Origin of the sequence: Streptomyces sp. NBC_00259 (genome assembly GCF_036181745.1) — a bacterium.
GTDB classification, from domain to species: domain Bacteria; phylum Actinomycetota; class Actinomycetes; order Streptomycetales; family Streptomycetaceae; genus Streptomyces; species Streptomyces pratisoli.
On sequence record NZ_CP108080.1, the window covers coordinates 1,018,815 to 1,038,288 of the forward strand.

The window sequence follows — 19,474 nt, forward strand, 5'->3', positions numbered from 1 at the left end:
GCCCCGCCACCATTGAGTACGATCCGCCAGACATGCGTACGAGCTGGGAGGACACACGGTGGGGCAGCTGACCGGCGGTGACCCGTCGCTGCTGCGGCGGATCAATTCCGCGGTGGTACTCCATGCGCTGCGGGGCGCCGACTCCCCCACGCTCACCGATCTGACCCGGATCACGGGACTGTCCCGGCCCACCGTCGAGGGCGTACTCGAAGGGCTCATCGCGTCCGGGCTCGTGGTGGAGACCGGTCCCGAGGAGGGCGAGGCCCGGCGGCAGGGGCGGCCGGCGCGCCGGTTCCGGTTCCGTGCCGAGGCCGGACACCTTCTGGGTGTGGAGATCGGCCCGCACCGGGTCGCCGCGCTGCTTTCGGGGCTCGACGGCCGGATCATCGGCGCGGGATCCCGGGAAGTGGCCGAGACGGCGTCCGCCGATGAGCGGCTGGAGCGGGTCCGTACGGTCGTGGCCGATGTGCTGCGGCGGACCGGTGTGGCCCGCAGCTCACTGCGCGCGGTGGGCGTCGGCAGTCCGGGCATCGTCGAGGCGGACGGGACCGTACGGCTGGGCACGGCACTGCCGGACTGGACGGGGCTGGCCCTGGGTGAGCGGCTGAGACGGTCCTTCCGCTGCCCGGTGCTCGTGGAGAACGACGCCAATGCCGCGGCGGTGGCCGAGCACTGGAAGGGCGCCGCGACGGACTCCGACGACATCGTGTTCGTGCTGGCGGGGCTGAGTCCTGGTGCGGGCTCGCTCATCGGCGGGCGTCTGCACCGGGGCTACGGCGGTGCCGCCGGCGAGATCGGCGCGCTGCATCTGCTGGGCAGGGAGGCCACGCCGGAGACGCTGCTGTCGACGACGGGCGAGCCGCTGCATCCCCTGGACGAGCAGGCAGTGGCCGAGGTGTTCGCCCATGCCCGGCAGGGGGACGAGCGGGCGCTGGCGGCGGTCGACCGGTTCATCCAGCGGCTGGTGCACGACGTCGCGGCGCTGGTGCTGGCGCTCGATCCCGAGCTGGTGGTGATCGGCGGCTGGGCGGCCGGCCTGGACGGAGTGCTCGATCCGCTGCGTGACGAACTGTCCCGTTACTGCCTTCGGCCGCCTCGTGTGGCGCTCTCGCTGCTCGGTGAGGCGGCGGTGGCGACGGGGGCGCTGCGGTTGGCCCTGGACCATGTGGAGAAGCAGCTGTTCGCCGTCGAGGGAACGGTGACGGCCCGCCCCTGAGCGCGACGGGCCGTTGCAGGGAGGCGGGAAGCCACGTGGTCAGGAGGCGCGTCGCTCCTGGCCGTGGTGGCGGATCTCCAGGTCGCCCGTGTCGCCGAAGGTCAGCCGGCAGGTGTCGGCCCGGTACGTCGCCACGGACACGACGGCCGTACGGCCCTCGGAGAAGTAGCGGGTGGTGACGACGAGAACGGGCGCGCCGGGGAGGCGGTCCAGTTCCTTGGCGTCATCGGCGCGGGCCGAGCCGAGTTCCACCGCGCGGTCCTGCCCCTCCAGGGTCAGACGCTGCAACTCGCGCAGCACACCGCGGGCGCGGGTCGCGCCGGAGGGGGCGTCGATCGCGGAGAGCTCGGGCACGGATCCGGCCGGAACGTACAGCAGTTCGGCGGCGACCGGCTGGCCGTGCGTGGCCAGCATCCTGCGCACCGCGTGCACCGTCTCGTCGCTTTCCGTGTCCAGCATGCGCGCGACGGCGGCGGGCGGCACGGCGTTGGTGCAGTCGACCGGCTGCCAGGCGTCCCGGGGAGCGCCGGGCCAGTAGTGCGTGGACGTGGAGACGTCGACGCCCATACGGGGAGGTGCGACCGTCGTGCCGACGCCGCGGCGGCGCTGCAGCCTGCCTTCCAGCTCCAGCTGTTCGAGCGCCTGACGCAGCGTGGCGCGTGCGACGCCGAAGCGAGCGGCGAGATCACGCTCGTTGGGCAGGATCTCGCCGACCGCGAAGTCGGAGTCGAGCGCCTCGCCGATCACGGTCTTGAGGTGCCAGTACTTCGGCTCCGGCACCGTTTCCAGCTGCGTGGTCCCCACCCTGTCCTCCGCAATCACCGTGGCCCCGGCGGCTTTCCGTGCCCTTGTTTATTAAAGGTTCCTGCACTAACTCTGCGACCATAGGACGGCCCTTCTCGTTGGTCAAGACCAATCCTGCGGCTGTTACGCAGGGGAGCGGGCCTCTGCCACAGAGCGTTCACACGACGTTCCGGCCGCGGTGAACACGGCGCAGCACAAAGCCCCGCATCCAGGTCGGACATGGGGCTCCGGACGGCGACGTCACGACGCCGCTATGCCGTGAGTGCGGTGAGCTTGTCCGGGTTGCGGACGATGTAGACGCACTGGATACGGCCGTTCCTGGCCTCGATCTGGACGACGGTGTCGGGCTTGCCGCCGGAGAGCACCAGCAGGCCGGGCGCTCCGTTGATGTCGAGGAGACGGATCTCGGATCCGGGAATCGGCTCCTTGGCCACGGCGTACAGGAAGCGCCCCACCTTGTCCGCGCTCTCCATGACGCGCAGCGGCGCCTTCGCCTTTCCGCCGCTGTCGCCGACGAGCCGTACGTCGGGGGCGAGCAGGCTGAGCAGGGCGTCCAGGTCGCCGCCGGATGCCGCGGCGAGGAACCGCTCGGTCAGGTCACGGCGTTCGGCCGGGTCCACGTCGTACCGGGGTCTGCGCTCGTCGACATGGCGGCGGGCACGTCCGGCGAGCTGCCGCACGGCCGCTTCGCTGCGGTCGAGGGTGGTGGCGATCTCGCCGTACGGGAAGCCGAAGGCCTCTCTCAGCACGAACACCGCGCGCTCCAGCGGGGAGAGGGATTCGAGCACGACGAGGACGGCGAGTGACACGGACTCCATGAGCTCGGACCGCTCGGCGGCGTCGGGGACCGTGTGACCCGATCGGGTCGCGATGGGCTCGGGCAGCCAGGGCCCGACATAGGCCTCGCGGCGCGACTGCACGTGCCTCAGCCTGTCGATGGCGAGCCGGGTGGTGATCCGTACGAGATAGCCGCGCGGTTCGCGCACCTCGCCGCGGTCCTCGGCCGACCAGCGCAGCCATGCCTCCTGCACCACGTCCTCGGCGTCGGAGAACCGCCCGAGCATGCGGTACGCCACGCCCGTCAGCACGGAGCGGTGGGCTTCAAAGACTTCCGTCACGCTATCGCCGGCCACGTCTCCATCCCAGCCGACGACACCCGCGATGTCCAGCTCGCATCCGGCCGGGGCGTTCGGGGCGTGGTCCACGGGCACCCCGGTACGGACTCCCCCTTGAACTGCGGCCTACTCATGGGTAATTGTTGCTGACAACGCGTCTCTGAAGCGCGCATGCGGAGCCGTTCGGCGAAGTCCACGGTCACGGTCAGGGAGCAGCAGCATGGTCTCGAAGGTCTCGTTCACGGTCGATTCCCCTGCCGGGCGCCAGGCACTGTCCGTGTCGTACGAGCGTCTCGGCGCGGGAGAGCCGCTCCTACTGCTCCACGGCATCGGTCATCACTGGCAGGCATGGGAGCCCGTCCTGCCGGTCCTCGCCCAGGAGCGCGACGTCATCGCCGTCGATCTCCCCGGCTTCGGCACGTCCCCCGCCCTGCCGCAGGGCATGTCGTACGACCTCTCCGCCGTCGTCCCCGTGCTGGGCGCGCTCTGTGGGGCGCTCGGCGTCGAGCGGCCCCATGTCGCGGGCAACTCCCTCGGCGGGCTGCTCGCCCTCGAACTGGGCCGGGAGAAGCTCGTCCGGTCCGTCACGGCACTGTCCCCCGCCGGGTTCTGGACGGAGAGCGAGCGCCGATACGCCTTCGGGACGCTGCTCGCCATGCGCCGGGGCGCCAGGATGATGCCTCTGCCCCTCATCGACCGGCTGTCGCGTACGCCGGCCGGCCGGGCGGCACTGACCAGCACCATCTACGCGCGGCCCGGGCGCCGTTCACCGCAGGCGGTCGTGGCCGAGACCGTGGCACTGCGCGAGGCCACCGGCTTCCGTCGGACGCTCGATGCCGGACGCGGGGTTCTGTTCACCTCCGATGTGCCCGGTCTGCCGGTGACGGTCGCGTGGGGCTCCCGGGACCGTCTGCTGCTGCGCCGTCAGGGCGTCCGCGCCAAGCACGCCATTCCGGGTGCCAGGCTCGTGCGGCTGCCCGGCTGCGGTCATGTGCCCATGAACGACGACCCGGCTCTCGTCGCCCGCGTCATCCTCGACGGCAGCCGCTGACGCCCTGCCGCCGTCCGGCGCGGCGCCGCCGCCTCGGAGCCGAGCGCCACTCAAGTGCCGAGGCGCGCACTGCCCGCTGCCCACGGCGCTCCACGGACACGTCCCGGGCACCGAGGTCAGCCACGACGCCGCCGGGCTGATCATCATCATTCCCCACGGCCCGGGAGACCGAACTGCGGTGCACGGACGGGGTGTTCATGTGCGGTTCGCGTTCCGGTCTCCGTCACGCAGTAGGCATGGGCACGGCACGCGGTCCCCCACTCGCCCTCCAGGAGGCGCACCGATGTCCTACCACCGCCGTACCGTTCTCCGCGGTTCGCTCGCCGCCTCCGCGGCCCTCTCTCTCGGGGCGGCAGCCCCGGCGCAGGCGCTGCGCGGCAGGCCGAACTCCGCCTGGGGCGTCCAGGTGGGCGATGTCACGTCGTCGTCCGGGCTGGTGTGGGTTCGCTCCGACCGGCCGGCCAGGATGATCGTCGAGACGTCGGCGACCGAGTCGTTCCGCCGGACGCACCGATGGCACGGCCCGCTGCTCGGCCCGGGAACCGACTTCACCGGGACGACCGCGCTGCGCGGGCTGCCGGCCGGTGAGCAGATCCACTATCGGGTCACGACGGCCGACCCCGACGACCCGCGGCGCACCGGGGAGCCGGTGTACGGGACGTTCCGCACGGCTCCCGCACGGCGCGGGCCGGGGGTCCGCTTCCTGTGGTCGGGCGACATCGCCGGGCAGGGCTGGGGCATCAACCCGGACATCGGCGGCTTCCGCGCGTTCGACGAGATGCGCCGCCTCGACCCGGACTTCTTCCTCTCCAGCGGGGACACGGTGTACGCGGACGGGCCCCTCGTCCCGAGCGTGACGCTGCCGGACGGGCGGGTGTGGCGCAATGTCATGACCGAGGAGAAGGCGAAGGTCGCGGAGACGCTCGCCGAGTACCGCGGCAACTTCCGCTACAACCTGCTGGACGACAACGTCCGCCGGTTCAACGCGCAGGTCCCGACGGTGGCGCAGTGGGACGATCACGAGGTGCGCAACAACTGGTACCCGGGCCAGCTCCTCGACGACGCGCGCTACACCGAGAAGGACGTGGACGTGCTCGCCGCACGGGCGATGAGGGCGTTCGGCGAGTACTTCCCCGTCTCCACGCTGAGTCCTCGTGGCAGCGAGGGGCGGATGCACCGCGTGGTGCGGTACGGGCCGCTGCTGGACGTCTTCGTGCTCGACATGCGTTCGCACCGGAACGCCAACTCTCCCGGCCGGCAGGCCGACGACACGACCGGGATCCTCGGTTCGGAGCAGCTGTCCTGGCTGAAGCGCGAGCTGTCGCGCTCGCGCGCCGTATGGAAGGTGATCGCCTCGGACATGCCGCTGGGGCTCGTCGTCCCGGACGGCGCCGTGAACTTCGAGGCGGTCGCGCAGGGCGACCCCGGCGCCCCTCTCGGGCGTGAGCTGCAGATCGCGGAACTGCTGCGGTTCATCAAGCACCGGCGGATCACCGGCACGCTGTGGCTGACCGCCGATGTGCACTACACCTCGGCGCAGCACTACGCTCCGGAGCGGGCCGCGTTCAAGGACTTCGCCCCCTTCTGGGAGTTCGTCTCGGGGCCGCTCGCGGCAGGGGGCTTCCCGGCCAACGCGCTGGACGGCACGTTCGGTCCCGATCGGGTCTTCGTACGGGCGCCGGAGCGGGCGAACGTGTCCCCGATGGAGTCGCCCCAGTACTTCGGCGAGGTCGACATCGAAGGCGGCAGCGGCGAGTTGACCGTCCGGCTGCGGGCCGAGGGCGGAACGGTCCTGTTCAGCAAGGTTCTTCAGCCCGGGCGGGTCGGCCAGGACCGCGGCTGATCCCGGCGTCTCCCGTCTTCTCCGGCCGGGGCCTTCACAGGTCGTCGCGATGCCCGGCAGGCTGCTGACCGTGATGCGGCACCGCCGCGAACCCTCAGCGACATTTTCGGGAGAAAGTAGTCCATAACATGCAAGAACCCGCCTTAACCCATCAGTCACAAAGTGTTCGTGATCAGGCAACACCACTCGGTCACAGTGGTGGCATGACTGATGTGACTTCCGTGAAGGGCGCCCGGCGCCACCACTGGCGCCGGGACCTCGTCGAGCTGGCCGCCCTGTTCACCGCCGTCGCCGTGGCCGACGCCATAGCCAACATGATCGCGCACGGCCCCAACGGCCCGTACCTGCTCGTCGCCTCCGCCGTCGCACTCGTCGCCACGGCCGCGTTCCACACATGGTGGGCACGCCGCCACAGCCATGCGCCCCCGGCCGCCGATACCGGCGGTCCCGGGGCCCTGAGCTCCGGGACCGCCGGCATGTCCGGTACCTCCACTACATCCGGCCCGGCCGCCACCGGTAGCAACGGCACCGGCCAGAGCGGTCCCGGCGATTCCGGCGGTCCTGGCGGTTCCGGTGCACGCGAGACGGCGCTGTGGCGGATGCGTACGACCGTACGGGACGAGCCGGGCAGCCTTGCCGCGCTGTGCACGGTCCTGGCCGGCCACCACGTGGACATCCTGACGCTGCAGACGCACCCTCTGGCGCAGGGCACCGTCGACGAGTTCCTGCTGCGGGCGCCGGCCGGGCTCCAAGCGCAGCAGATCACCCGCGAGGTGTCGGCCGCGGGCGGCAGCAGCACCTGGATCGAGCGCGCGGACGCGCACGATCTCGTCGACACCCCGACCCGGCTGCTCGGGCTGGCCACCCGGACCGCGCTCGACGCGGCGGAGCTTCCCCTCGCGCTGCGCCAGCTGCTCGGCCGCTGCACCATCCATTCGCTGCCCGCGGAGTCCCTCGGTGGCAGGCCGACGGGTGAGCCGGCGCCCGAGGAGGGGGTGCTGGACGAGACGGTGATCCGGCTGCGCGATCCGAACGGCGGCACGATCACGGTCGAGCGCGCCTATCTGCCGTTCACGCCCACCGAGTTCGCCCGGGCTCGCGCGCTCGTCGAGCTCGACGCCCGGCTCGGGCCGCGGATGCCGCGCAGCCAGGATGTGCTGACGCTCCCGGAGGGCAACGAGATCACCGTGCGCCGCGCCGACCGGAGCGATGTCGCCGCTGCCCGGGCGATGCACGATCGCTGCTCCGCACGCACCCTCGGCCTGCGCTACCACGGACCGGTCGGCGACGCGGACCGCTATCTGAACCATCTCCTCAGCCCGCGGTTCGGCCGCACCCTCGCCGTCGAGACGGCCTCGGGCCGCATCGTGGCCCTGGGCCATCTGCTCTGGGACGGCGACGAGACCGAGGTCGCGCTTCTGATCGAGGACGAGTGGCAGCGCCGTGGCATCGGCTCCGAACTGCTGGGCCGGCTGGTCGCGATGGCCGTCGAGGCGGGATGCGAGAGCGTGTACGCCGTGACGCAGGCGTCCAACACCGGCATGGTCGCGGCCATGCGCGGGCTCGGCCTCCCGCTCGACTACCAGATAGAGGAGGGCACGCTCGTGATCACCGCACGGCTGGACGCGACTCCGGTGCGCTCCCGGCTTCCGTACGAGCTGCCGCGCGCACTGCCTCACGAGCGGGCGCTTCCGCACGAACGGACCTGAGGGAACCACGCCGAGCGCTGAGCGCCTCGCACAGATCGGCCCACAGGTCCTCGACGTCCTCCAGCCCGACCGACATCCGCAGCAGCCGGTCGCTGACGCCCGCGGCACGCCGGTCTCCTTCGGCCACGATCCGGTGGCTGATGGAGGCCGGGTGCTGGATCAGCGTGTCGACGCTGCCGAGGCTGACGGCGGGGGTGATGAGCCGGACACCGGCGATCACGTCGCGCGGATCGCCGTACACCTCGAAGGAGACCATCGCACCGCCCACCGAGGGGTAGTGGACCCGGGCGATGCGCGGATCGGCGGCGAGCCGCCGGGCCAGATCAGCGGCGGTCGTCGACGCGGCACGGACCCGTACGGGAAGCGTGGACAGCCCGCGCAGCAGCAGATAGCCGGCCATCGGGTGCAGCACCCCACCGGTCGCGAAGCGCACCTGCCGCAGCGCGGCCGCGAACTCCTCGTCGCAGGCGACGACGCCGCCCATCACATCGCCGTGCCCGCCCAGGTACTTCGTCGCGCTGTGCAGCACGATCCGGGCGCCGTGCTCCACGGGCCGCTGCAGAACGGGTGTGGCGAAGGTGTTGTCGACGAGCAGCGGGACCGAGCCGCAGGAGTGGGCGAGCGCCTTGATGTCGGCCTCGGCCAGCGTCGGGTTGGCGGGGGTCTCGACCATCACGAGCCCGGTGTCGGGCCGGATCGCGTCGGCGACCCCGGCCGGATCGGTCCAGGTCACCTCGGTGCCGAGCAGGCCGCCCTCCAGGAGATGGTCACTGCATCCGTACAGCGGCCGGACCGCCACCACATGGCGCAGGCCCATCGAGGCCCTGACCAGCAGCACCGCGGTCAGGGCGGCCATGCCGCTGGCGAAGGCCACGGCGCTCTCGGTTCCCTCGAGCCTGGCCAGCGCGGTCTCGAAGCGGGCCGTCGTGGGGTTGTCGAGCCGGGCGTAGACGGGCGGCCCCTCCAGGCGCGCGCCGGTGGCCGCGAAGGTGTCGATACGTGCCGCCTCCGCCTCCACGTCGTGCGACGGGTAGGTGGTCGACAGATCGATCGGTACGGCGTGCAGGCCGAGCTCCACGAGATCTTCGCGGCCGGCGTGCACGGCTTCGGTGGCGAGCGCCCTGGTGGGGGTGTGGGTGGGGGCGGTCGAGGCGGCGTAGTCCATGGCGCGCACTCTGAACAACTACCGGGCAGTAGCGTCATCGCTCCGTGTTACGTTCGGGCCATGGCCGATTCTGTCGTTCTGGACCCGGTGGATCTCCACATACTGCGCGTTCTCCAGAACGACGCCCGGACCACCTACCGGGAGGTGGCCGCCGAGGTGGGCGTCGCTCCTTCGACCTGTCTGGACCGGGTGAGCCGGTTGCGCCGCAGTGGGGTGATCCTCGGACATCAGCTACGACTCGATCCGGCCAAACTCGGCAGGGGCCTGGAAGCCCTCCTCATGGTCCAGGTGCGCCCGCACAGGAGGGAGCTGATCGGACCGTTCGTGGACCGGATCCGGGCGCTGCCCGAGTCACGTGCGCTGTTCCATCTGACCGGACCCGACGACTATCTGGTGCATGTCGCCGTTGCTGACACGGCGGACCTCCAGCGACTGGTGCTCGACGAGTTCACCTCGCGGCGCGAAGTCGCCCGTGTGGAGACCCGTCTGATCTTCCAGCAGTGGGACTGCGGACCGCTCATGCCACCGGTCCAGGAGCCCACCAAGCATGCTCCTTTGTCAGCCGACTGAGACCGCCGGAGATCGAACGGTGATGACGGCGGGCCCTCACTCGTACCAGGATGAGCGTATGCCAGAGACATCGAGCAGCGCCCTGCCCCGCCAGGTCGCCGACGCCTACGTCGACGCACTCATCGACCTCGACCCGATCACCGGTACCTACCTCGGAGTTCCGGCGAGCGCGGGCCGCCTCCCCGACTTCTCCCCGGCCGGCCAGGAGGCCGTGGCCGAACTCGCCCGCGTGACGCTCGTGCGGCTCGACGAGGCGGAGAAACTGCCCGGTGCCCGCTCGGACGCGGAGCGGCGCTGCGGGCGTCTGCTGCGCGAGCGGCTCACCGCCGAACTGGCCGTGCACGAAGCCGAGGAGGGACTGCGCACCGTCAGCAATCTGCGCTCCCCTGCGCATGCCGTGCGCAACGTCTTCACCGTGATGCCGGCCGCGTCGAAGTCGGACTGGGCGGCGATCGCCGAGCGGCTGCGCGCCGTCCCGGACGCGCTGGACGGCTACCGCGCCTCGCTGGCGCTCGGCCTGGACCGCAAGCTGCCCGCCGGCCCGCGCGCCACGGCATCGTTCATCACCCAGCTCGACGAGTGGTCGGGCGCGACGGCGGCCGACGGAAGCGGTTGGTTCGAGGAGTTCGTCACGGCCGGTCCTGACGAGCTGCGCGCCGAACTCGGCAGCGCCGCCGGGGTCGCCACCGCGGCCCTCGCCGCCCTGCGCGACTGGATGCGCGAGGTGTACGCCCCCGCGCTGGAGGGCGCCCCCGACACGGTGGGCCGCGAGCGGTACGCCCGCTGGTCGCGCTATTTCAACGGCACGGAGCTCGACCTCGACGAGGCGTACGCGTACGGCTGGTCCGAGTACCACCGGCTGCTCGGGGAGATGAAGGCGGAGGCCGACAGGATCCTGCCCGGCTCGGGCCCCTGGGAGGCGCTGGCCCATCTCGACGAGCACGGCACGCACATCGAGGGCGTCGAGGAAGTCCGGGTGTGGCTGCAGAAGCTGATGGACGAGGCCATCGAGGCGCTCGACGGCACGCACTTCGAACTCGCCGAGCGGGTCCGTGTGGTGGAGTCCCGGATCGCGCCCGCGGGAGGAGCCGCGGCTCCGTACTACACCGGGCCGTCCGAGGACTTCTCGCGGCCCGGCAGGACGTGGCTGCCGACCATGGGCGAGACCCGTTTCCCCGTGTACGACCTGGTCTCCACCTGGTACCACGAGGGCGTGCCCGGTCACCATCTGCAGATCGCGCAGTGGGTCCATGTCGCCGACCAGCTCTCGCGCTACCAGGCGACCGTCGGAGGCGTCAGCGCCAACGCGGAGGGCTGGGCCCTGTACGCGGAGCGCCTCATGGACGAACTCGGCTTCCTGCCCGACGCGGAGCGCCGGCTCGGCTATCTGGACGCCCAGATGATGCGGGCCTGCCGGGTCATCGTCGACATCGGCATGCACCTGGAGCTGGAGATCCCCGCGGACTCGCCGTTCCACCCCGGTGAGCGGTGGACCCCGGATCTGGCGGAGGAGTTCTTCGGCCGGCACAGCGGACGGCCGGCGGACTTCGTCGAGAGCGAGCTGACCCGCTATCTCTCGATGCCGGCCCAGGCCATCGGCTACAAGCTGGGCGAGCGTGCCTGGCTGCTCGGCCGCGAGCGGGCCCGTGCGGCGCACGGTGACGCCTTCGACGCGAAGGCCTGGCACATGGCGGCGCTCTCGCAGGGGCCGCTGGGTCTGGACGATCTCGTGGACGAACTGTCGAAGCTCTGACGGTCATTGCTCCGGTGTGACGGTCCTGGTTGTACGGGCTGCCGGGCGGTGAGCCCGTACGACCGGGGCCGCCCGTGTGACGAGGCGCGGGGTCAGCAGCCGCAGTCGGTCCCGGCTCCGGTCGGGGCCGTCAGCGGGTCGGGCGCCTGGCGTTGCGTGCTTTCCCAGGTCTCGTACGCGAAGCCCTCGCGCACCCAGTACTCGAAGCCGCCGAGCATCTCCTTGACCTGGTAGCCGAGTTCGGCGAGAGCGAGGGCGGCTCGTGCGCCGCCGTTGCAGCCGGGGCCCCAGCAGTACGTGACGACCGGAACGGACCGGTCCAGCAGCCGCTCCGCCTGCTCGGGGACCAGGGCGGTGGGCAGATGGATCGCGCCGGGCACGTGCCCCTGGTCCCAGGCCTCGGTGGAGCGGGAGTCCAGCACGACGAATCCGGGGTCGCCGCCGGACTCCCGGGCGGCGAGAGCTGCCGCGACATCGGAGACGTCGGCGTGGAAGGCGAGACTCGCGGAGAAGTAGGCGGCGGCCGCCGCGGGAGAGGCCGGGGGCACCCGGAGGACGGGATTCGAGACGGTCTGCGGCGTTGTCATGACCAGGAATCTACGGTCGTTGATCGCCCTCCTGAAGTGACGATCCCCGGCACAACTCTTGATCGGCCGGGGAATCCCCTGCTAACTCTCGGGGATGACCGAATATTCACCGGACGCCACGGACTGGCGCATTCTCGATGCCCTGCAGAGCGAGGGACGGGCCAGCTTCGCCGAGCTGGCCAGAACCGTTTCGATGTCGCCGAGCGCCGTGACGGAACGCGTCCGCAGGCTCGAGGAGTCGGGAGTGATCTCGGGTTACACGGCCGTCGTGGACCGGGAGCGCCTCGGGCTGCCGATCCTCGCCTTCGTACGGCTGCGCTATCCGAACGGCAACTACAAGCCGTTCCACGATCTGCTCGGGACGACGCCCGAGATCCTCGAGGCGCACCATGTGACCGGCGACGACTGCTTCGTACTGAAGGTCGCCGCGCGGTCCATGAGTCATCTGGAGGAGGTGTCGGGGAGGATCGGGGCACTCGGTTCCGTGACGACGAGCATCGTGTACTCCTCGCCCCTGCCCCGGCGTGCGGTCAGCCGCTGAGCGCTGCCGCCCGCAGCCGCACCGCCGACCCGTTCCGTTCCTTGACGACTTCGAGCTGGGCGGGGATGCGGCGGCGCAGATCGCCGACGTGGCTGACGATGCCGACGCTGCGGTCCCGCTCCCGCAGGGAGTCGAGGACGTCGAGCACCTCGTCCAGGGTCTGGTCGTCGAGGCTGCCGAAGCCCTCGTCGATGAAGAGGGTGTCCAGGCGTACGCCGCCGGCCTCGTCGGTGACGACGTCCGCGAGGCCGAGGGCGAGGGCGAGGGAGGCGAAGAACGTCTCGCCGCCGGAGAGCGTCGCCGTGTCCCGTTCGCTGCCGGTCCACGCGTCGACGACGTGCAGGCCGAGGCCCGAGCGTTTGCCGCCCGTGCGGGTGTCGGAGTGCACGAGCGTGTAGCGGCCGGAGGACATGCGCCGCAGCCGTACGGTGGCGGCCGCGGCGACCTGTTCCAGCCGCGCGGCGAGGACGTAGGACTCCAGGCGCATCTTGCGCTCGTTGTCGGCGGACGTACCGGCGGCGAGGCCGGCGAGCCGGGCGACGCGGTCGTACTCGTCGCGCAGCGGACCGAGCCGGCGCACTTCGCCTTCGGCCAGGCGGGAGAGCCGGGCGAGCTCGGCGCAGCGCTCGCGGGCGGCGTCCAGGGCGGATACGGCGTCGCGCAGCGCGGACTCGGCGACGTCGTGGGCGTGCTGGGCGGAGTGCGGGTCCGCTGCCGGCCGCGCGCCGGCGGCGACGGTCTCCGGTTCGGCGAGCCGGTCGGCCACCGCGGCGGCCTCGGCCTGCCAGGCGTCGATCCGGCGCTGGAGGTCGCGCTGCTCCGCCTCCCCGAGCAGCGCGGCGCCCGCGGCCGCGGGCGTGTCGTACCCGGCGCGGAACGCCGCGTCGGAGAGCCGGTCGTCGGCCTCCTTCAACCGCTGGGCCGTGACGTCCGCCGCGCGTACGGCGTCGGCCGCCTCGGCGAGCAGTCCGATCCGGCGCTCCAGCAGCGCGGCACGCTCGGCGACGCTCCCCGCGTCCCCGACGACGCGGGCCACCTCGGCGTCCAGCACGGCCTGTTCCCGCTCGAGCGCCTCCCGCCGCGAGGTCCGCGCGACCCCGCGCCGCTGGGCCTCCTGCCGGGCCGCGAGCCGCTCCTCGTGCTCCCGCTCCGCCCGGACCAGCGCCTCGCGGGCATCGTGCGTGCCGGCGGCCAGCGCGTGCGCGTCGCGGTACTCGCGCTCCAGCCGCGCGACGACGGCCTCCAGGTCCTCGACGGCGGGGTCCTGGCCGTCCGGCGCGCGGTCGGGCCCGCCGCTGCCGGTGGGGGCGGTGGCGTTCGCGGTGGCCGTCGGCGGCTCCGCCGGGCCGTCGCTCGCGACGCGCTGCCCCGGGACACCGTCGGCGCGTGAGCCGGCGCCGCCGGTCGGGCCGGCTGTCGCCGCAGGCGCTGCCGCGCCGGCATCCGTCGTCCGCGCCTGTGCGCCGAGCCCTGGGGCCTGGTCCGGCCGTCGCCCGGCCGGATCGGGCACTGCCTCGTGCCCGTCGGCAGCGCCGCCGGTCGCACGCGCTGCCGCCCGCCCGCCGATCGTGGCATGGGCCGCCGCGTCCACCGTCCCGGCGCCGGTCTCCCCGCTGCCCTCCGCCGGGTGCCCGGCCGGGTGCTGCGCGGGGTCGGACTCGCGGGCCGTGTTCCTTGCCGCCGTGAACGCCTCACGGACGACGGCGAGTTGGCGTTCCGCGTCGGCGCGGGCCGTGTCCGCGCGGGTGTAGGTCTCGTACGCGGCGTCCTCGCTCGCCCGGTCGACATGGGCGTCGCCGGCCTCGGCCGGTGCGGGATGGTCCGCGGAGCCGCAGACGGCGCAGGGCTCGCCGGGGGTCAGTCCGGTGGCGAGTTCTGCGGCGATGCCGCGAAGTCGCCGTTCCTTCAGGTCGAGCCAGGTCTCATGGGCGGCATGGGCACGGTCGCGCGCGCCACGGAGGTCGTCCTCGGCGGCGCCGGCGAGCGCGTCGAGCCGGTCGCGTTCGCGGGCGGCGGAGACCCGCCGGCGCGCGGGTCCGAGCCGGCCGCTGAGGTGCTCGGCTCGGGTGGCGGCGTCCTGGGCGGCCTCGATGCGGTCCTTCAGGCCGCGGCGTACCGTCTCCCAGTCGGTCAGCCAGCCCTCCGCGTCCTGGAGCAGATCGTCGTCGTGGCGGGCCTGGCGGTCCAGGTCGGAGCGCTCGCGGGCGAGTTCGGCACCGCGGCGCTCGGCGCGGTGCGCGGCGTCGAGGCCACCGAGTTCCTGGCGAAGGTCGCGCTCCAGCGCGGAGAGCTGGTCCGCTCCGGCGTCCGCCAGGGACGGCGGCAGCAGGCCCTTGGCCCGCTGCCAGGCCGCGCTCGCCACCCGGTGCTCGCGGTCGGCGTCCTCGCGCAACCGGAGCGAGGGGCCGACCAGTTCCGCCTTACGGGCCTTGTCCAGCAGGTCCCTGGCCCGGTCCCGCTCGGGCCTGCGTGCCTCCAGCTCCCCGGAGCGCCGCAGCGCGTCGGCGTGGCGCTGCTGCAGCCCGGCCAGCTCGCGCTCGGCGTCAAGGGCGTGCCGTGCCGCGGCCTGACGGCTCTTCGCCGCGGACAGGGCGCAGTCGGCGATGTCGAGGGATTCCCGGGCACCGGCCCGGGCCACGGCGCCCCATTGCAGGACCGCGTCGGCGAGGCCGGGCTCCCCCGGCCGGTGGCCGGGGGCGGGCCAGTCACCGGCCGTGGCTCCCGCCGCCTGGCCCGTCCGGTGGGCGATGGCGAGCAGCGCCTCGTCGCCCTCCCGGACCTGCTGCTCCGCGGCGCGCCGGAGCTCGGCGAGCCGCTCCTCGACGAGCGCGAACCGCCGGGTGTCGAAGAGTCTGCCGAGGAGTTTGCCGCGCGCTTCCGCGTCGGCCCGCAGAAAGCGGGCGAAGTCGCCCTGCGGCAGCAGCACGACCTGGCAGAACTGGTCGCGGCTCATGCCGAGGAGCTGGGTGATCTCCTCGCCGATCTCCTGGTGGGAGCGGCTCAGGGCCTTCCACTCGCCGGTCCGGGGGTCGTACTCACGGAGCCAGCTCTGCGCCTTCTCCGTGGTGAAGCCGGTGCCCTTCTTCTTCGGGCGCGGCTGCGCGGGACGCCTGGTGATCTCCAACCGGCGTCCGCCCACGGTCAGTTCGAGACACACCTCGGTGTACGTCCCGGCCGGGGCGTGGTCGCTGCGCAGTGAGGTGCCCGGGCTCTGCCGCTCGCCGGGAACCGCCCCGTACAGCGCGTAGCAGACCGCGTCGAGGACGGATGTCTTGCCCGCCCCGGTCGGCCCGTGCAACAGGTACAGCCCGGCGGCGGACAGCGCGTCGAAGTCGATGCGCTGGCGTCCGCCGAAGGGCCCGAAGGCGGCGATCTCCAGTCGGTGCAGCCTCACCCGGCGACCTCGCGGACGGCATTGCCCACGCGTACGTCGTCGAACACGCTGCGCAGCACGGCCCGTTCGCGCTCGTCGGGGCCGGTCCCCCCGCGTACGTGGGTCACGAAGTCCTCCGCGATCTGGTGGTCGTCGCGGTCGCGCAGCCGCTCCGCGTACGAGGAGAGGGGGTCCTCGTCGGTCCGCTCGGGCGCGAAGACCAGGTTCAGGATGTGCGGGAAGCGCTCGGCGAGCCGGGCCATGGGTTCGGCGGGCCGGGCCGGGTCGGTGAGGGTCGCCTCGACCCAGGACTGCTCGTGGCGCGCCAGCGAGGGGTCCGCGAGGAGGTCTTCGAGCCTGCCCTGGATACGGGCCAGCGGGCGCGGCACCGGGCAGTCCAGCCGTTCCGCCGCGATCTCGCCGGCCGGCCCGAGTTCGACGAGCCACATGGTCTTGCGGTGCCGGGTCTCGGAGAACGAGTACGCGAGGGGGGAACCCGAGTAGCGCACGCGGTCGTTGATGGTCTGACAGCCGTGCAGATGTCCCAGGGCCGTGTAGTCGACTCCGTCGAAGACCCCGGCGGGGACGGCGGCGACACCGCCGACGGTGATGTCCCGTTCGCTGTCGCTCGGCTGCCCTCCCGCCACGAAGGCGTGCGCGAGGACGACGGACCGGGTGCCCGGCGCGCGCTGTGCGAGGTCCGCCCGTACGCGCTCCATCGCCGCGCCCAGTACGGCCTCGTGGCCGGCCGTCCTGGTCCGGAACTCGTCCCGTACCAGGGCGGGTTCCAGATACGGCAGTCCGTAGAGGGCGATGTCGCCGTGCTCGTCGGTGAGCACCACCGGACCGGCGCACCCGGCCGGGTCGGTACGCAGATGGATTCCGGCGAGCTCGATGAGACCGGAGGCGACGCCGAGGCGACGGGCCGAGTCGTGGTTTCCGGAGATCATCACGGTCGGCACACCCGCGGCGGCGAGCCGGTGCAGCACTTGGTCGAACAGCTCCACGGCGGCCAGCGGCGGTACGGCCCTGTCGTAGACGTCTCCGGCCACCAGCACCGCGTCCACGTCGTGCTCGCGTGCGGTGGTCACCAGGTGGTCGAGGAAGGCCGCCTGGGCGTCGAGCAGGCTCACGCGGTGGAACGACCGCCCGAGATGCCAGTCCGACGTGTGCAGAAATCTCAAGAAACGGCTCCGACCTGCGCTCTTCCCCTCCCCGGCCCGGGAGCCGGCGCCGGCGGGCAGGAGATCCCCGCCGCCGGGCACCCACCACGTTAGCGCCGGTGGGTGCCCGCTCCGTCACGGACCTCGGTTTTTCACCGGTGTCCGGGACGAGCGGGGCTAAGGAGGGGTGGTCGCAGAGGAGCCCTCGCGTGCGTTACAGCTTGCCGCCGATGTCGCAGGCCTGGCACGGCGGCCTGCCGCAGGTGCACTGCATGATCGCGTCGAGGACGTTGCGATCGTGGTAGAGGCACTCGTCCTTGCAGGTGTGCCGGGGGATGAAGCCCGCCTGGATCTCGCCGGGCCACGGTTCGTGGCCGTCCCGGCAGCGGGCGAAGCGCTCCGGGTCGGTCGCGTGAAGGTCGTGCATGGCCGTGCGCGCCTCGTCCTCCAGCTCCCGCACGCGTGTCACGAGGGACCTGAGCTCGGTGGCGATGCTGGAGTACCGGTCGGTACCGGTGCGTACGTGCGCGGCCCGCAGGGCCATCGCTGCGTTGCCCAAGAACCTGCCGGCATCCTGGAGGTCGGTCACGTGATGCATCTGAATGCCGGTCACGCCCCGGACCCATACGGCGTCCATGCTCACTGATCCACCTCTCCGGCGTACATCCTGGTTCTTCGCGAAGTGCCATGCCCTTCGGTATGCGTGGCACCTTTGCCCCCGCATTCGCGAAATAAAGGTAAATATGCACGCTAGAGCGAGCGGTTCCCCCAGTCCAGCGAGATCCGAGTGAACCGCCTCACAGCAGGACGGTGACCTGCCAGGACGTCGTCACCCTCGCGCCGTACGGGATGGCGTCATCCGGCCACCGTGTAGGAGCGGGCTCCCGTCCCGGCCAGTCCGCCGCCGTCGACGATCAGGTACTCCGAGCGGATGGGGCGCCCGTCGAACCAGCACTCCAGGATCTCCCGGACGCCCGCCGAGTAGCGGGCCTGCGCGGAGAGGGTCGAGCCCGACACATGGGGGGTCATCGCCTCGTGCGGCATGGTGCGCCAGGGGTGGTCGGGCGGTGGCGGCTGCGGATACCACACGTCACCGGCGTACCCGGCCAACTGGCCGCTGTTCAGGGCCCGTACGACGGCGTCCCGGTCGACGATCAGCGCGCGCGCCGTGTTGACGATGTAGGCGCCGCGCTTCATCGCTCCGAGGAGTTCGTCGTCGAAGAGGTTCTGCGTCTGGGGGTGGAGAGGGGTGTGGATCGACAGCACGTCGACCACGGAGGCCAGCGAGCGGACGTCGGGATGCCAGGTCAGCCCCAGCTCCTCCTCGACATCGCTGGGCAGTCGGTGCACGTCGCAGTAGTGCAGGGTGACGGCGAACGGCTTGAGCCGGCGCAGCACCGCCTGGCCGATCCGGCCCGAGCCGAGGACTCCCACCTGCATGCCCTCGAGGTCGTAGGCGCGCGAGACGCTGTCGGCGATGTTCCAGCCCTGCTTCGTGGTCACCCAGTCGTGGGCGGGCACGAAGTCGTGCACCAGGGTGAGGATCTGCATGACGGCGTGCTCGGACACGCTGATGCTGTTGCTGAACGTCACTTCGGCCACGGTCATGCCGTGCGCGATGGCGCTGGGCAGGTCCACATGGTCGGACCCGATGCCCGCGGTGACCGCCATCTTGAGCCGGGGGGCCCGGCCGATCCGTTCGGCGGTCAGGTAGGCCGGCCAGAAGGGCTGCGAGATCACCACGTCGGTGTCGGGGAGTTCGCGCTCCAGGACGGAGTCCGGCCCTTCCTTGTCGGAGGTGACGACATAGGTGTGGCCGCGGTCCTCCAGGAAGCGGCGCAGCCCCAGCTCTCCCGAGACGCAGCCGAGCAGCTCGCCCGGGGTGAAATCGATGGCTTCCGGGGTGGGCGTGGTCTGTCCGCCCGGATAGCCGGTGATGGTGGGAATCTCGTCGCGGGCGTAGGCGGGAGGATATCCGCCCACCGGATCGGGATAGAGCACCGAAAGGATCTTCGCCATGGCTGCCCTCCATCGATCGGGCCGCGGCTCCGGTGGCATCGGCGTCGGCTCCGGTGGAACCGTATTGATTCGAGCATACGTCGGAAGCCCGACGGTCAAGGAGGGGCCGCATCCGGGCACTTTGGCCCCGGTGGACCTTGACAAGTACGCCGCCAGGACGTCTCCTGAAAAATGAGCGAAAAGATGTGGCGCGCGCTCAACGGGGCGTGCCGCAGTCGCTGGGGGTCGATCAGCGTGCGCCCGCAATCCGGAGGCGGCTGATGGCAACCTATGAATATCTTTGCAGTCGTTGTGGTCCTTTCGATGTGCGGTTGGCGATCGGAACGGCACCCAGCGTTTACAGCTGCTCTGTTTGCGCAGGCTCCGCGAGACGCGTGTATTCCTCGCCCGGCCTGACGCGGACCTCGCCCGAGGCCGCCTCCCTTCATGTCCGGGAGGATCAGTCCCGCGAGGATCCGGACGTAGTCTCCGCGATACCGCCACGCGCCACGAGGGCTCCCAGGCCCCCGCACCCGGCGCTCTCGCGTTTGCCGCGGCCCTGAAGGCGGTGGTCGCCGAATCTGAG

The 19,474-nt window shown here is 72.0% G+C and carries 16 protein-coding genes; 8 read left to right on the forward strand and 8 right to left on the reverse strand.

What is annotated here, in order from left to right; genetic code table 11:
• Positions 1–58 precede the first annotated feature (58 nt).
• The gene (locus OG766_RS04510; RefSeq protein WP_266376128.1) at positions 59–1,216 is read left to right on the forward strand and encodes an ROK family transcriptional regulator; all 1,158 of its coding nucleotides are present in this window, start codon (positions 59–61) and stop codon (positions 1,214–1,216) included.
• Between the two features lie 39 nt (positions 1,217–1,255).
• Here OG766_RS04510 and OG766_RS04515 read toward each other — a convergent pair whose 3' ends face one another.
• Together OG766_RS04515 and OG766_RS04520 are read right to left on the reverse strand one after the other, a co-directional pair.
• Positions 1,256–2,020 carry a GntR family transcriptional regulator gene (locus OG766_RS04515; protein ID WP_266376126.1) on the reverse strand — a complete coding sequence of 255 codons (765 nt, stop codon included), beginning with the start codon at positions 2,018–2,020 and terminating at the stop codon, positions 1,256–1,258.
• A 251-nt stretch (positions 2,021–2,271) separates the two neighbouring features.
• Positions 2,272–3,153: an RNA polymerase sigma-70 factor gene (locus OG766_RS04520; RefSeq protein WP_266378259.1), complete on the reverse strand. Its 882-nt coding sequence runs from the start codon at positions 3,151–3,153 to the stop codon at positions 2,272–2,274.
• Between the two features lie 202 nt (positions 3,154–3,355).
• On the opposite strand from OG766_RS04520, the gene OG766_RS04525 reads away from it, so the two are divergent.
• The 3 genes from OG766_RS04525 to OG766_RS04535 all read left to right on the forward strand — a co-directional run bounded on the left by OG766_RS04525 (position 3,356) and on the right by OG766_RS04535 (position 7,738).
• On the forward strand, positions 3,356–4,186 hold the full coding sequence (locus OG766_RS04525; protein ID WP_266376124.1) for an alpha/beta fold hydrolase: 831 nt from the start codon (positions 3,356–3,358) through the stop codon (positions 4,184–4,186).
• A gap of 283 nt (positions 4,187–4,469) precedes the next feature.
• A complete protein-coding gene (locus tag OG766_RS04530) occupies positions 4,470–6,029 on the forward strand; it encodes an alkaline phosphatase D family protein (protein ID WP_266376122.1) in 1,560 nt (519 codons plus the stop codon).
• A gap of 203 nt (positions 6,030–6,232) precedes the next feature.
• Positions 6,233–7,738, forward strand: coding sequence for a GNAT family N-acetyltransferase (locus tag OG766_RS04535; protein ID WP_266376120.1), 1,506 nt, complete (start codon positions 6,233–6,235; stop codon positions 7,736–7,738).
• Here OG766_RS04535 and OG766_RS04540 read toward each other — a convergent pair.
• Entirely contained in the window at positions 7,638–8,903 is a 1,266-nt protein-coding gene (locus OG766_RS04540; protein WP_266376118.1) for a trans-sulfuration enzyme family protein, read from the reverse strand. The genes OG766_RS04535 and OG766_RS04540 overlap by 101 nt on opposite strands.
• A gap of 60 nt (positions 8,904–8,963) precedes the next feature.
• Here OG766_RS04540 and OG766_RS04545 point away from each other — a divergent pair, with 60 nt between their 5' ends.
• Positions 8,964–9,473, forward strand: coding sequence for an Lrp/AsnC family transcriptional regulator (locus OG766_RS04545; protein WP_266376116.1), 510 nt, complete (start codon positions 8,964–8,966; stop codon positions 9,471–9,473).
• A 58-nt stretch (positions 9,474–9,531) separates the two neighbouring features.
• On the forward strand, positions 9,532–11,226 hold the full coding sequence (locus OG766_RS04550; RefSeq protein WP_266376114.1) for a DUF885 domain-containing protein: 1,695 nt from the start codon (positions 9,532–9,534) through the stop codon (positions 11,224–11,226).
• Between the two features lie 92 nt (positions 11,227–11,318).
• Here the strand turns inward: OG766_RS04550 and OG766_RS04555 are convergent, their stop codons facing one another.
• A complete protein-coding gene (locus OG766_RS04555; protein ID WP_266376112.1) occupies positions 11,319–11,813 on the reverse strand; it encodes a rhodanese-like domain-containing protein in 495 nt (164 codons plus the stop codon).
• A 94-nt stretch (positions 11,814–11,907) separates the two neighbouring features.
• Here OG766_RS04555 and OG766_RS04560 point away from each other — a divergent pair, with 94 nt between their 5' ends.
• Positions 11,908–12,354 carry an Lrp/AsnC family transcriptional regulator gene (locus OG766_RS04560; protein ID WP_266376110.1) on the forward strand — a complete coding sequence of 149 codons (447 nt, stop codon included), beginning with the start codon at positions 11,908–11,910 and terminating at the stop codon, positions 12,352–12,354.
• Here OG766_RS04560 and OG766_RS04565 read toward each other — a convergent pair.
• The 4 genes from OG766_RS04565 to OG766_RS04580 form a co-directional block, all read right to left on the reverse strand.
• Complete coding sequence (locus OG766_RS04565; RefSeq protein WP_266376108.1) at positions 12,344–15,748, reverse strand: AAA family ATPase; 3,405 nt, start codon at positions 15,746–15,748, stop codon at positions 12,344–12,346. The genes OG766_RS04560 and OG766_RS04565 overlap by 11 nt on opposite strands.
• Positions 15,745–16,911, reverse strand: coding sequence for an exonuclease SbcCD subunit D (locus tag OG766_RS04570; protein ID WP_266376106.1), 1,167 nt, complete (start codon positions 16,909–16,911; stop codon positions 15,745–15,747). Before OG766_RS04570 ends, OG766_RS04565 begins: the two co-directional genes overlap by 4 nt.
• A 193-nt stretch (positions 16,912–17,104) precedes the next feature.
• Positions 17,105–17,527, reverse strand: a complete 423-nt coding sequence (locus OG766_RS04575) for a hypothetical protein (RefSeq protein WP_266376104.1) — start codon at positions 17,525–17,527, stop codon at positions 17,105–17,107.
• A gap of 218 nt (positions 17,528–17,745) precedes the next feature.
• A complete protein-coding gene (locus OG766_RS04580) occupies positions 17,746–18,909 on the reverse strand; it encodes an NAD-dependent formate dehydrogenase (RefSeq protein ID WP_266376102.1) in 1,164 nt (387 codons plus the stop codon).
• Between the two features lie 260 nt (positions 18,910–19,169).
• On the opposite strand from OG766_RS04580, the gene OG766_RS36700 reads away from it, so the two are divergent.
• On the forward strand, positions 19,170–19,451 hold the full coding sequence (locus tag OG766_RS36700) for an FmdB family zinc ribbon protein (RefSeq protein ID WP_353961726.1): 282 nt from the start codon (positions 19,170–19,172) through the stop codon (positions 19,449–19,451).
• Positions 19,452–19,474 lie beyond the last annotated feature (23 nt).